This is a genomic window from Variovorax sp. KBW07, assembly GCF_003852515.1.
Classification (GTDB): domain Bacteria; phylum Pseudomonadota; class Gammaproteobacteria; order Burkholderiales; family Burkholderiaceae_C; genus Variovorax.
Window position 1 is genome coordinate 20,018 of the sequence record NZ_QAJK01000153.1, and the last position, 11,871, is coordinate 31,888.

The following is an 11,871-nucleotide window of genomic DNA, read 5'->3' on the forward strand; positions in this document are numbered from 1 at the left end:
TTTTTCTTCCTCATGCTCACCATCTACAACGACCAGCACGCGCTTCACCAAGGCAAAGTCGAGATGTTCCGTGGCGAGCTCGTGCCGTGCTTCGAGGTGCCCGCGCGCGTCGACCACGTAAGGCACGAGCTGGAGCGCCGCAAGCTCGGCGCCCTGCAGGCGCCCGATGCCTTCGACGAAGCCTTGCTCGCCAAGGTGCATGCGCCGCGCTACCTGGACTTTGTCGCGCACGCCTGGGAAGAGTGGGTGGCGCTCGATCCGGCCAACGCGTTGCGCGATGCGCTGCCCTCGTACTGGCCCACGCGCGGCATGCGCACCGATGTGCTGCCGAAGAGTTTTCCGGCGCGCATGGGCCTGTTTTCTTTCGATGCCGGCACGCCGCTGATGGCCGGCAGCTGGGCCGCCGCGCGGCATGGCGCCGCATGCGCGTGGACGGCGTCGCAACGCGTCATCGCCGGCGAGCGCTCGGCCTTCGCGCTCACGCGGCCACCGGGCCACCACGCGGGCGCCGATTTCTTCGGTGGCTACTGCTTCGTCAACAACGCCGCCGTGGCCGCGCAGGCGCTGCGCGACGCGGGCGTGGAGCGCGTGGCCGTGCTCGACGTCGACTACCACCACGGCAACGGCACGCAGGCCATCTTCTACGAGCGCAGCGACGTGCACTTCGCCAGCCTGCACGGCGACCCGCTGACCGACTACCCGTACTACCTGGGCCATGCCGACGAGCGCGGCGCGGGCCAGGGCGAGGGCTTCAACCACAACCTGCCGCTGCCGCGCGGCACCGATTTCACGGCCTGGCGCGCGGCGCTCAAGACGGCGCTCAACGGCATCGCGAAAGTAAAGGCCGGCGCGCTCGTGGTCTCGCTCGGCGTCGACACCTTCGAGGGCGACCCGATCTCCGGCTTCAGGCTCAAGACCGACGACTACCTGCGCATGGGTGAAGACCTGGCGCGCGCCGGCCTGCCGACGGTGTTCGTGTTCGAGGGCGGCTACGCGGTGGAAGAGGTAGGCATCAACGCCGTCAACGTGCTCGAGGGTTTCGAGCAGGCGCGCTCATAGCGGCGGCAGGCGCGGCAGGCGCCGGAGCGGCGCTGACGCGCAGGCGACTCCCACCGCCCGAAAGGCCCTGGTTTCCCCGGGAAATCAGGGGAGCCCCGATTGCCTTTGCCCACCGGGCGAGGCCCAATCGGCGCTTTCCAAAGTCAGGACCCAGTCAGCCATGCTCCGCCGCTCTTCACTCCTTTGCGCCGCCACGCTCGCCGCGTGCGGCCTCGCCTCCCCGCTGGCGGCTTTCGCGCAGCAGGCGTTTCCGTCCAAGCCCATCAAGCTGGTCATCGCCTTCCCCGCGGGCGGCCCGACCGACATCACGATGCGCCAGCTGGCCGACAACGCCAGCAAGATCCTCGGCCAGCCGGTCATCATCGACAACAAGCCCGGCGCCGGCGGCACGCTGCCCGCGCAGGCGCTGCAGACCTCGCAGCCCGACGGCTACACCGTCGCCCAGATTCCGCTCGGCGTGTTCCGCCTGGGCTACACCACCAAGATCAACTGGGACCCGCTCAAGGACATCAGCTACGTGCTGAACGTCACCGGCTATGCCTTCGGCATCGTGGTGCCGGCCAACAGCCCGTTCAAGACCTGGGCCGACTTCGTCGCCTACGCCAAGGCCAACCCCGGCAAGCTCACCTACGGCTCCACCGGCACGCTGACCAGCCCGCACCTGACGACCGAGATCGTCGCGCAGAAAGCCGGCATCGAGCTGCAGCACGTGCCCTACAAGGGCAGCGCCGACCTGATGCTCGCCGTGGTCAGCGGCCAGCTGATGGCCGCTGCCGACAGCACCGGCTTTGCACCGCAGGTCGAGGCCGGCAAGCTGCGCGTGCTCAACACCTGGGGCGAGAAGCGCCTCGCCAAGTTCCCCGACGCGCCCACGTTGAAGGAACTGGGCTACGACGTGGTGCAGAACTCGCCCTTCGGCATCGGCGCCCCCAAGGGCACGCCGCCCGAGGTGGTGAAGAAGCTGCACGACGCCTTCAAGCAGGCGATGGAAGAGCCGAGCTACGTGGCCTCGCTGGGCCGCTACGACATGCTGCCGAACTACATGAGCTCGGCGACGTATACGAAGTTTGCGCAGGACACGGTGGTGAAGGAGAAAGCGGTGATCGACAAGCTGGGGTTGGCGAAGGAAGTCAAGACGAACTGATCGCGAACAGTTCGTCCACCAGCCGCGCCGCCAACGCCGGCTTCACCGCATCCCCCCCGAACACCAGCCGGAACACGATCGGCGCGATCAGGTGGTCGATCACCTGCTGCGGCTCCGGCGCGTGTTCGCCGCGCGCACGCGCCTGCTCGACCAGCGTCAGCGCCTCCTTGCGGCGGTTGCGCAAACAGTCCGTGTCGGCATCGCCGCTGGCCAGCGCGGCCGCGGCTTTCAGCAGCGAGGTGTTGCACGGCTTGGCCAGGTGCACGATGAGTTCGCGCGCCCAGGCTTCCAGGTCCTTGCGCAGCGCGCCGGTGTCGGGCAGCGGCCGGTTCGGGTCGAGCTTGTGCGTCGCGGTTTCGGCCAGCAGCCCAGAAAGGTCGCCCCAGCGCCGGTAGATGCTGGAGGCGCTCACGCCCGCCCGCTCGGCCACGGCGGGCACGGTGACGCGCTCGCGCCCCTGTTCGGCCACCAGCTCTTCGAGGGCGGTGCGCACCAGCGCCTGCACCTGCGCGCTGCGGCCACCGGGGCGCTTGTTGGGAAGGGCGATGTCGTTCATGGTGACAAGACTTTAACGCAAAGATATTTGCTTTAGAAGAGATGCAGGTCTAGAATCGCAAAAGCTAAAAAAGTTGCGTTAAGGATTCGCCATGCCATCCTCCTGCCCCGAACTGGCCGTTGCCACCGCCGCCGCCGCGCGTGCCAAGCCCTGGCGCCTGCCGGCGGGCATGGCTTTTCCGCTGCTGGCGGCCGTGCTGTTCGCCTTCTTCTTCGCGGCCGCCGCGCCGTCGCCGTTGTTCGTGGTGTTCCAGCACGCCTGGGGTTTCTCGTCGTCGCTGCTCACGGTGGCTTTCGCGATCTATGCGATTGCGCTGCTGATCTCGCTGCTGGTGGCGGGCTCGCTGTCGGACCACATCGGGCGGCGGCCGGTGGTGCTGGCGGCGCTGGTGCTGCAGGCGGTGGCGATGGGGCTCTTTTTGTGGGCGCACGGCATCGGCGGGCTGATCGTCGCGCGCGTGGTGCAGGGCGTGGCCACGGGCATCGCGAGCGGCGCGTTGAGCGCGGCGGTGGTCGAGGCCGCGCCGGCTTCGCGCAAGCGGCTGGGCGCGCTCATCACCAGCGTGTCGCCGCTGGCGGGGCTCGCCGCCGGCGCGCTGCTGACGGGCATGGCGGTCAAGCTGACGGGCGAACCGGTGATGCTGGTGTTCGGTGTGCTGGCCGTGGTGTTCGCCATGGGCGCGGCGGTGGTGCTGTGGATGCCCGAGACCGTCACGCCGCGTGCCGGCGCGTTGGCCTCGCTGGTGCCGCGCGTGTCGATTCCGGTGCAGGCGCGTGCCGAGTTCGTACGCGGGCTGCCGGTGTTCGTCGTGGTGTGGGCGCTGGGCGGCCTGTTTCTTTCGCTGGCGCCGTCGCTGATGCTGCATGTGTTCGGCATCGATAACGGCGTGGTCAACGGCCTCACGGTGGCGGTGCTCTCGGGCGTCGGCGCCATCGCCCCCACGCTGCTCGGGCGATTCGCGGCGCCCCGGCCGGCCATCGTCGGCATGGCGAGCATCGCGCTGGGTATCGCGCTGCTGCTGGCCTCGTTCGCCACGCGCTCGCTGGCGCTGTTCTTCGTGGGCACGGCGGTCGCGGGCATCGGCTTCGGCGGTGCGTTCTCGGCGCTGGTGCAAACGCTGGCGCCGCTGGCGCAATCGCACGAGCGCGGCGAACTGTTCGCGGCGATCTTCGTGGTGAGCTACCTCGCGTTCAGCCTGCCCGCGATGCTGGCAGGCTTCCTGGTGAAGCCGCTTGGCCTGCTGCCCACGGTCGAGGGCTATGCGGCGGTGCTGCTGCTGATCGCCGTCGCGGGCACGTGGAGCCAGTGGGCCGTGCTGCGGCGCGAGCGCCAACGCCAAGGCGCGCGCTGAAAAAACTCCAGCGCTTGTAAAGCCGTTGACATACGGCTTCGCGCGGTCTTCCTAGACTGGGCTCAGCCCGACGCGCTCGCCAGCCAGCCAGTCAGTCCGTCAGTCATTTATTCACATGGCGGCGGCGCGTTGCCTCAGTCCCTGCATGTCCCGGATGACGCAATGCGATTTGCTCTTGTCGGTCAGCCCTTGTTCGTGAAGCTGGATCAGCACGTTCGAGACCATGACCCGGCTCAGCCCCGTGATGTTGGCCATTTCCTGGTGGGTGAAGGCGACGCCGATGCGCGTGCCGCCTTCTTTCTCGGCCTCGCCGTAGGTGTCGGCCAGCTGCACCAGGTGATGGATCACGCGCTGCGCGGCCGTGGCCTGGCTCAGCAGCAGGTTCTGGTTGGCGAGGATGCGCAGCTTCACGTTCACCAGCCAGAGCACCTGTCGCAGGCACGCCGGGTGGCGCGCCATGCCGTCGAGCAACTGCTGGTGGCCCACGGGCCGCGCCACCACGTCCGACGAGGCCACGGCCGTCACCGAATGCCGGCCGTCGAGGAACGCGCTGCATTCACCCACCATGCCGCGCGTGCCGACGATGGCCATGTGCTTCTCATGGCCCGCGGCCGACAGCAGCAGCAGGCGCACGCGGCCTTCTTCAACCACGTAGACCTGGCGCACCGCGTCGCCTTGGGAGAACAGTGTCTCGCCCTTGCCGAAGCGCACCGTCGGTGTGTCGTCGGTCATCAGCGGCGTCCAGTCGAAATGCGGCAGCTCGATCCATGCGGAGGGAGACGCTGCCGCGTCGGTCGTTTTATTCATCGTCTCAAGCCCTTGTCTTCGCGCAAGGCAGTCTCATGAAACATCCATTCTCTTCTTACCGAAAGCTGTTCCCCATCCTGGAGCGGACGGCCCAACTCTCGAGCTGCTCGCAGAGCGCGCTCAGCCTGCCGGTGCGCCGCGCCATCGACGACTACCTCGAGGTCTGGCTGCAGCGCGGCGCTGACTGGGGCTACTGGATGGAGCAGGTGGCACTGGCCCGCGCCGAGTTCGCCCGCATGATCAACGCCGAGCCCGGCGACGTGGCGGTGCTGGGCAGCGTGTCCGATGCGGCTTCGAGCATCGCGTCGGCACTGCGCTTCGAAGGCGACCGGCGCGACATCGTCACCACCACGCTGGACTTTCCGTCGCTGTGCCATGTGTGGCTCGCGCAGCAGCCGCGCGGCGCGCAGGTGCGCTTCGTGCAGGCCGAGGCCGGCGGCACGCGCACCACGGCGCAGATCGTGGATGCGGTCGACGCGCGCACCGCGCTGGTGTCGGTGTCGCAGGCCTGCTACTACGACGGCCAGATCGTCGACATCGCGGCCACGGGCCGCGCGGCGCGCGCGCAGGGTGCCGTGCAGTTCGTCGATGCCTACCAGTCGGCCGGCGCCATCGGCATCGACGTGCGCGCGCAAGAAATCGACGTGCTGGCCGCTGGTGCGCAGAAGTACCTGCTGGGCATTCCGGGCATCGCGTTTCTCTACGTGCGGCCCGAACTGGCGCAGCGCCTCACGCCCACGGTCACGGGCTGGTTCGGCCGGGTGAATCCGTTCGCCTTCGACCCCGAGCATCTCGACTTTGCCGATGGCGCCGCGCGTTTCAACACCGGCACGCCGCCGATGATGTGCGCCAGCGTGGCGCGCGCGAGCATGGGCCTGCTCAACGAGATCGGCGTTCCCGCCATCGAGGCCTACCTGGCGCAGCTGTCGGCCGTGGCCCTTGAAGAAGCCGCGCGCCTGGGGCTCTCGGTGGCGAGCCCCGGCGCACCCGCCGCGAAAGGTGCGAACACGGCCATCCGCATTCCGAACGCCGCCGACGTCGAAGCGCGCATGCTGCAGTCGGGCTATGTGGTGTCGGCCCGCAACGACGTGGTCCGCGTGGCGCCGCACTTCTACAACACGGCCGATGAAGTGGTCGGCGCGCTGCGCGAACTGGCGCGGCTGACCCGATGACGGCGATGAACGACAACACGCACCTTGGCGCTACGGCGCATTGCGCCTCGGTGCTGTGCCGCGTGCCGGCCTCGCGCGCGCTGGACTTCCTGGTCGACGGGCTGCAACTCGGCCGGTGGGCGCTGGGCTGCTGGCAGACCGAGCCCGCCGGTGAAGGCGTGGTGCGCGGCCACTCGCTGTTCGACGGCCAGCCGGCATGGGTCCGCCCCGTGGCCGATCTGCAGGCGCTGAGCGTGGTCTATCACGTCGGTGGTTCGGCGCAGGCGCTGGCCCCGCGCATCCGCGCCACGGTGCAGCCCGAGCCCGACGGCACCGCGTGCCGCATCAGCCTGCATGCCGAGCGCACGCCCGACATGGACGACGACCGCTGGCTGCGCCTGGTGCGCTGCCACGAGGTCGAGGTGCTGCTGATCGACGCGCAGCTGCTCGCTTTGCACCAGGCCGCGAAGCCACCCACCGCCCCTCTTTGAAACCACCCGGAGAAGCCCCCATGAATCGACGCGATTTCGGCCAGGTCCTGGCTGCCACCTTGCTGACGCCGGCGCTGGCAGCGCCCCTCGCTGCCACGGCCAAACCGTACAACGGGCCGATCCGCGTGCTGGTGGGCTTTCCGCCGGGCGGCGCCACCGACGTGGTGGCGCGGGCCCTCATCGACAAGCTCGGCAAGGCGATGGACGGGCAGGTCTTCATCGTCGAGAACCGGCCCGGCGCGGGCGGGCAGATTGCCGCGCAACTGCTGAAGGCCGCGCCGCCCGACGGCTCCACCATCATGCTGTCGATCGACCACACGCAGGTGATCGTTCCGCTCACCATCGCCGCGGCGGGCTACAACCCGGTGACCGACTTCACCGCGCTGGCCGGCGTGGCCACCTACTACAACGTGCTGGCCGTGAGCGCCCGCACGGGCATCAAGACGCTGCCCGAACTGGGCGCATGGATGAAGGCCCGCCCGACCGAAGCCAACTACGGCGTGCCGGCGGCCGGCAGCGTGCCGCAGTTCATCGGGCACATCGTCGGGCAATCGTTCGGCGTGCCGATGAACTCGGTGCCCTACAAGGGCGGCGCGCCCATGGTGCAAGACCTGCTGGCCGGGCAGGTGCCGATCGGCATTGCGTCGATGACCGAGCTGATCGAATACCACCGCGCGGGCAAGGTCCGCATCCTCGCGAGCTCCGGGGCCGAGCGCAGCCGCATCGCGCCGGAGATTCCGACGTTTCTCGAACTCGGCTTCAAGGGCATCGACAAGAACCCGTGGCTGGCTTTCTTCGGGCCCAAGGGAATGTCGCCCGACTTCGTGGCGCAGTTCGACCGTGGCGTGAAGACCGTGCTGGCCCAGCCCGACCTGCAGGAGCGCCTTGCCAAGATGGGCAACGAGGTGGCACCGGTGCCCGCGAAGGATGTGCAGCAATGGGTGGCCGATGCCTCTCAGCACTGGGGCCAGGTGATCCGCGAGTCGGGGTTCAAGCCGCAATGAACAGCAGCAACGACGACAACGGCAACGCCGGTGCGGCGGGCCACGCGCGCCGCTTCATCCAGAGCGGATCGCGCTGGGAAGAGCTTGCCGGCTATTCGCGTGCCGTGGTCGATGGCGACTGGATCATGGTGTCCGGCACCATCGGCCAGGACTTTGCGACGGGCGAATTTCCGCCCACGGCCGACGCGCAGTGCGAGCTGGCGCTCGACACCATCGCGGCGGCGCTGGCCGAGGCGCAATCCAACCTGGGCGACGTGGTGCGCGTGCGCGTGTACGTGCCCGACCGCGCCGACGTGGTCGCCGTCAGCCACGTGCTGCGGCGCCGCTTCGATGCCAACCGCCCGGCCAACACCACCGTGTGCTGCGCGCTCGCGGTGGAGGGCGCGAAGGTGGAGCTGGAGGTGACCGCGCGTCGCCGCCGCGACGCGCCATGCAACGCCTGACGACGCATTTCTTCTTTTCTTTTCTCTTCTTCATTTGACGGGATCTTTCGATGAGCCTCCTGATGCAGCTCGCCCAGGCCATGGGCAACCGGTCGATTCGCACCATCGACCTCACGCACACGCTGAGCGAGGACTTTCCCGCGCTGCAGTTGCCGCCGCAGTTCGGCCAGGTGTCCGGCTTCAAGATGGAGCGGATTTCGCAGTACGACGAGGCGGGCCCCGGCTGGTACTGGAACAACTTCTCGTGCGGTGAGCACACCGGCACGCACTTCGATGCGCCTGCGCATTGGGTCACCGGCAAGAACCATCCGCGCAACACCGTCGACACCATCGAGCCGGGGAGCTTCATTGCACCGGCCGTGGTGATCGATGCGAGCACCGAAGTCGCGAAGGAAGACGACTGGCTGCTGACGCCGGCGTTCCTGCAGGATTGGGAGTCGCGGCACGGCCGCATTCCAGAAGGCGCATGGGTGCTGCTGCGCACCGACTGGTCGCACCGTGTGAACAACCCGGTGGCCTTCGTCAACATGCGCGACGACGGCGCCCACACGCCTGGCCCCACGCAGGGTGCCGTGGAGTGGCTGATCCACGCGCGCAATGTGCACGGCTTCGGTGTCGAGACCATCAACACCGACGCGGGGCAGTCGTATGGCTGGCCGCTGGCCTATCCCTGCCATACGCTGATGCACGGTGCCAACAAGTACGGCCTGCAGTGCCTGAAGAACCTCGACCAGCTGCCGCCGACGGGGGCGCTCATCGTGTCGGCGCCGCTGAAGATCCAGCAGGGCTCGGGCAGTCCGTTGCGCGTGCTCGCGCTGGTGGAAGACTGAGGGGAGAAAAGAAGGCGCTGCTGCTGTCGTTCAGCGCGCGGCCAGCGCGGCGCGCGCCGCTTCGGCAAAGCCCGCGCCGCGCTCGCCCTGCGTCACGTAGCGCGGCAGGTGCTCCAGCTGCGGCACGAAGCGCGCCACGTTCGCCACGCCGATGCTGCTCGCGAAGCTGCGGAACATCAGCTGGTCGTTGGTGGAGTCGCCCACGTAGGCCCAGCGGTCCATCTCGTCGTCGAGCGTGCGTCCCCACAGCTCGCGCACGATCCAGCGCGCGCCTTCGAGCTTGTCGTTGTCGCCGTACCAGCCGTTGATGTGGATGCTGCTCACGGTCGCGTGCATGCCTTCGCCGCGCATCAGCGCCACCACCTGGGCGATGGTTTCTTCGCTCAGTTGCACGAACTCGCTGTGGTCGATGGCGATGTCGGTTTCGCGGCCCGGTGAGTCGGTGGCGCGCCCGGCGCCCGGAATCTCGCGCTCGATGCGCGCCAGCACGGCCTGCATGCGCGCGAAGTTGGCGGCGCGCATGGAGGCGTCCTGCTGGTAGCGCTTTTCGATCTGGCCACCGGCCGTGGGCAGCAGCGCCACCGCGCCGTTTTCCGCCACGATGGCATCGACCGGCCAGGTGGTCACGAACGGCAGGCTCCAGCCCACCGGCCGGCCCGTGATGGCCACCACCGCAAGCCCCGCGGCCTTCAGGTCGGCCAGCGCCTGCAGTGCGTCGGGCGTGATCGCGCCATCGGTGGTCAGCGTGTCGTCGATGTCGGTGAACACGCCGACGAGCGCGCTGCGCGCGGGCGCGGGCCATCGGGTCAGGGGCAGCAGGTGGTGGGGCGAGGAGGGCAGGGGGGACGACACGGGCATGGCAGGCAGAACAGGAGCAGGCAGGCAGAAGGAAATTTTCGGAGGGGCCGTGATCGTACCGGGTGCCTCTTCGTTTCGTGTAGCATCCCGCCCCCGCCGCGCATTCGACACCTCAACGCTGGCCGCCGGCGCGGCGGTTTCCTTTCCCATGCCTCACATCCTCGTCGACCAACTCATCAAGACCTACCGCATCTCGGAGCGCGACCCGGGCGTGATGGGTGCGCTGCGCGGGCTCGTGCAGCGCCGCCACCGCACGGTGCAGGCGCTGTCGGGCGTGTCGTTCTCGCTCGAACGCGGCGAGCTGCTGGGCTTCATCGGGCCGAACGGCGCGGGCAAGTCGACCACCATCAAGATCCTGTCGGGCATCCTGCGGCCCGATGGCGGGCGCGTGGAAATCGATGGGAACGACCCTTTTACCGACCGCGAGCGTCACGTCGGCCGCATTGGCGTGGTGTTCGGCCAGCGCACGCAGCTGTGGTGGGACCTGCCCGTGGGCGATGGCTTCGACCTGCTGCGCGACATCTACCGCGTCGATGTGCAACGCTACCGCCGCACGCGCGACGAACTGGTCGCGCTGCTGAACCTGGAGCGCGTGCTCGACCAGCCGGTGCGGCAGCTCTCGCTCGGCCAGCGCATGCGCGCGGAGATTGCGGCGGCGCTGCTGCACGAGCCCGACATCCTGTTTCTCGACGAGCCGACCATCGGCCTAGATGCACCGTCGAAGCTGGCGGTGCGCGACTTCGTGCGCCGTGCCAACCGCGAGCGCGGCACCACGGTGCTGCTGACCACGCACGACATGCACGACATCGAGGCGCTGGCACGCCGCGTGATCGTCATCGGCCATGGCCGCGTGCTGGCCGACAGCCCCGTCGAAGCGCTGCGCGCGCAGGTGATGGCCGAGCGCCGGCTGGTGGTCGACTTCGCGCAGGGAACCGAACTGCCCGCGCAAGTGCCGGGTGCCACCGTGCATTCGCGCGACGGCCAGACGCTGGTGCTCGACTTCGACCCCGCGGTGACCACCGCACCCGCGCTCATCGCACGCATCGCGGCCGAGCATGCGGTGGAAGACATCCGCCTGGAAGGCATGGCCATCGAGGCGGTGATCGCGCGCTTCTACGCGATGCACGGAGCGGCGGAAGGATGAACACGGGCAGCAGCCTGCGGGACGTGACGCGCCCTTACGTCGCGGCCTTTGCCTCGCGCTTCCTTCAGATGCTGCAGTACCGCACCGCCGCGCTCGCGGGCTTTGCCACGCAGTGCTGGTGGGGCGGCATCAAGGTGATGATCTTTGCCGCGTTCTACGGTGGCAGCGCCATCGCAGGTGCCAGCACGTCGATGTCGCTCGCGCAGGCCATCACCTACACCTGGCTCGCGCAGGGGTTGCTGGTGCTGCTGCCATGGCTCGGCGACCCGGAGGTGGCGCAAGCCGTGCGCACCGGCGCAGTGGCCTACGACCGCTTGCGACCGGTGGACGCCTACACGCTGTGGTTCACGCGCAGCGCGGGTTGGATCGCCGCGCGCCTGCTGCCGCGCGTGGTGTTGATGGCGGCGTTCGCGGCCGTTGCGTTGCCGTTGGCGGGGCTGGGCGACTGGGCGTGGCAACTGCCCCCGAGCGTGGCGGCCGGTGCCGCGTTCATGCTGTCGATGGTGTTCGCGCTGTTGCTCTCGACGTCGATGGTGATGCTGCTGAACGTGGCGGCCACGGCGGCGCTGAACGAGCGCGGCATCAGCGCGGTGGCGACGCCGGCGGTGATCGTGTTGTCGGGCAACCTGTTGCCGCTCGCGCTGTTGCCGGACGCGTGGCAGACGGCATTGCTGATCCAGCCGTTGGCGGGACTGATGGACATACCGGCGCGGCTGTACTTCGGGCAGCTGAGCGGTTGGCAGGCAGTGGGTGGCCTGGGGCTGCAGTGCTTCTGGACGGTGGTGCTGGTCGCGTTCGGGCGCTTCACGATGGGGCGCACGATGCGCAGCCTTCAGATTCAAGGGGGCTAGGGTGAAGGCTTGTCTTTCTGCTTACTGTGTCGTGTTTGACGTTCGTCGTTCAGGGCGCGCCCGCGCCGACGGTGTGCTCTGCTCCGCGAATGTCCCCCGCTTCGCTCCTCCTTTATTTCGCTGCGCAGAGCACACCATCCGCGTGAGCGTCATCAGAGTGGTCGTTGATCAGCGGTACACCA

13 protein-coding genes are annotated in these 11,871 nt (G+C 68.7%); 10 read left to right on the forward strand and 3 right to left on the reverse strand.

The annotated features are described in order from the left end of the window. The first annotated feature begins 12 nt into the window (after window positions 1–12). Window positions 13–1,059 (forward strand): histone deacetylase family protein, encoded by a 1,047-nt coding sequence (locus DBV14_RS27510; protein ID WP_124464144.1) that lies wholly within the window; start codon window positions 13–15, stop codon window positions 1,057–1,059. A gap of 160 nt (window positions 1,060–1,219) precedes the next feature. Next, window positions 1,220–2,203 (forward strand): tripartite tricarboxylate transporter substrate binding protein, encoded by a 984-nt coding sequence (locus tag DBV14_RS27515; protein WP_124464147.1) that lies wholly within the window; start codon window positions 1,220–1,222, stop codon window positions 2,201–2,203. On the opposite strand, the gene DBV14_RS27520 is transcribed toward DBV14_RS27515, so the two are convergent. Then, window positions 2,190–2,759 carry a TetR/AcrR family transcriptional regulator gene (locus DBV14_RS27520; protein ID WP_124464149.1) on the reverse strand — a complete coding sequence of 190 codons (570 nt, stop codon included), beginning with the start codon at window positions 2,757–2,759 and terminating at the stop codon, window positions 2,190–2,192. The two genes, DBV14_RS27515 and DBV14_RS27520, sit on opposite strands and share 14 nt — an antisense overlap. Before the next feature lie 91 nt (window positions 2,760–2,850). Between DBV14_RS27520 and DBV14_RS27525 the strand changes: the two genes are divergently transcribed. Continuing rightward, window positions 2,851–4,110 (forward strand): MFS transporter, encoded by a 1,260-nt coding sequence (locus DBV14_RS27525; protein WP_124464150.1) that lies wholly within the window; start codon window positions 2,851–2,853, stop codon window positions 4,108–4,110. A 111-nt stretch (window positions 4,111–4,221) separates the two neighbouring features. Here DBV14_RS27525 and DBV14_RS27530 read toward each other — a convergent pair whose 3' ends face one another. After that, window positions 4,222–4,917: a Crp/Fnr family transcriptional regulator gene (locus tag DBV14_RS27530; RefSeq protein WP_124464151.1), complete on the reverse strand. Its 696-nt coding sequence runs from the start codon at window positions 4,915–4,917 to the stop codon at window positions 4,222–4,224. A 35-nt stretch (window positions 4,918–4,952) separates the two neighbouring features. Between DBV14_RS27530 and DBV14_RS27535 the strand changes: the two genes are divergently transcribed. The 5 genes from DBV14_RS27535 to DBV14_RS27555 are packed head-to-tail and all read left to right on the forward strand — an operon-like array spanning window position 4,953 to window position 8,836. After that, entirely contained in the window at window positions 4,953–6,089 is a 1,137-nt protein-coding gene (locus DBV14_RS27535) for an aminotransferase class V-fold PLP-dependent enzyme (protein WP_124464152.1), read from the forward strand. 5 nt (window positions 6,090–6,094) lie between these two features. Continuing rightward, a complete protein-coding gene (locus DBV14_RS27540; protein WP_124464154.1) occupies window positions 6,095–6,559 on the forward strand; it encodes a hypothetical protein in 465 nt (154 codons plus the stop codon). Window positions 6,560–6,579: 20 nt separating this feature from the next. Next, window positions 6,580–7,563 carry a Bug family tripartite tricarboxylate transporter substrate binding protein gene (locus tag DBV14_RS27545; RefSeq protein ID WP_124464156.1) on the forward strand — a complete coding sequence of 328 codons (984 nt, stop codon included), beginning with the start codon at window positions 6,580–6,582 and terminating at the stop codon, window positions 7,561–7,563. Further along, on the forward strand, window positions 7,560–8,006 hold the full coding sequence (locus tag DBV14_RS27550) for a RidA family protein (RefSeq protein WP_124464158.1): 447 nt from the start codon (window positions 7,560–7,562) through the stop codon (window positions 8,004–8,006). Before DBV14_RS27545 ends, DBV14_RS27550 begins: the two co-directional genes overlap by 4 nt. 50 nt (window positions 8,007–8,056) lie before the next feature. Beyond that, entirely contained in the window at window positions 8,057–8,836 is a 780-nt protein-coding gene (locus DBV14_RS27555) for a cyclase family protein (RefSeq protein ID WP_124464160.1), read from the forward strand. 30 nt (window positions 8,837–8,866) lie between these two features. On the opposite strand, the gene DBV14_RS27560 is transcribed toward DBV14_RS27555, so the two are convergent. Next, on the reverse strand, window positions 8,867–9,694 hold the full coding sequence (locus tag DBV14_RS27560) for an HAD-IIB family hydrolase (RefSeq protein WP_124464162.1): 828 nt from the start codon (window positions 9,692–9,694) through the stop codon (window positions 8,867–8,869). A gap of 148 nt (window positions 9,695–9,842) precedes the next feature. Between DBV14_RS27560 and DBV14_RS27565 the strand changes: the two genes are divergently transcribed. Continuing rightward, on the forward strand, window positions 9,843–10,838 hold the full coding sequence (locus DBV14_RS27565) for an ATP-binding cassette domain-containing protein (protein WP_124464164.1): 996 nt from the start codon (window positions 9,843–9,845) through the stop codon (window positions 10,836–10,838). Further along, a complete protein-coding gene (locus DBV14_RS27570) occupies window positions 10,835–11,689 on the forward strand; it encodes an ABC transporter permease (RefSeq protein ID WP_124464166.1) in 855 nt (284 codons plus the stop codon). The genes DBV14_RS27565 and DBV14_RS27570 overlap by 4 nt, the downstream gene beginning before the upstream one ends. Window positions 11,690–11,871 lie beyond the last annotated feature (182 nt).

Excerpts from the sequence above, each read along its gene's own strand:
- DBV14_RS27545 (WP_124464156.1), top strand. The coding sequence starts at position 6,580 with ATGAATCGACGCGATTTCGGCCAGGTCCTGGCTGCCACCTTGCTGACG.
- DBV14_RS27530 (WP_124464151.1), bottom strand. The coding sequence starts at position 4,917 with ATGAATAAAACGACCGACGCGGCAGCGTCTCCCTCCGCATGGATCGAG.
- DBV14_RS27535 (WP_124464152.1), top strand. The coding sequence starts at position 4,953 with ATGAAACATCCATTCTCTTCTTACCGAAAGCTGTTCCCCATCCTGGAG.
- DBV14_RS27510 (WP_124464144.1), top strand. The coding sequence starts at position 13 with ATGCTCACCATCTACAACGACCAGCACGCGCTTCACCAAGGCAAAGTC.
- DBV14_RS27565 (WP_124464164.1), top strand. The coding sequence starts at position 9,843 with ATGCCTCACATCCTCGTCGACCAACTCATCAAGACCTACCGCATCTCG.
- DBV14_RS27570 (WP_124464166.1), top strand. The coding sequence starts at position 10,835 with ATGAACACGGGCAGCAGCCTGCGGGACGTGACGCGCCCTTACGTCGCG.
- DBV14_RS27525 (WP_124464150.1), top strand. The coding sequence starts at position 2,851 with ATGCCATCCTCCTGCCCCGAACTGGCCGTTGCCACCGCCGCCGCCGCG.
- DBV14_RS27520 (WP_124464149.1), bottom strand. The coding sequence starts at position 2,759 with ATGAACGACATCGCCCTTCCCAACAAGCGCCCCGGTGGCCGCAGCGCG.
- DBV14_RS27555 (WP_124464160.1), top strand. The coding sequence starts at position 8,057 with ATGAGCCTCCTGATGCAGCTCGCCCAGGCCATGGGCAACCGGTCGATT.
- DBV14_RS27560 (WP_124464162.1), bottom strand. The coding sequence starts at position 9,694 with ATGCCCGTGTCGTCCCCCCTGCCCTCCTCGCCCCACCACCTGCTGCCC.
- DBV14_RS27550 (WP_124464158.1), top strand. The coding sequence starts at position 7,560 with ATGAACAGCAGCAACGACGACAACGGCAACGCCGGTGCGGCGGGCCAC.
- DBV14_RS27540 (WP_124464154.1), top strand. The coding sequence starts at position 6,095 with ATGAACGACAACACGCACCTTGGCGCTACGGCGCATTGCGCCTCGGTG.
- DBV14_RS27515 (WP_124464147.1), top strand. The coding sequence starts at position 1,220 with ATGCTCCGCCGCTCTTCACTCCTTTGCGCCGCCACGCTCGCCGCGTGC.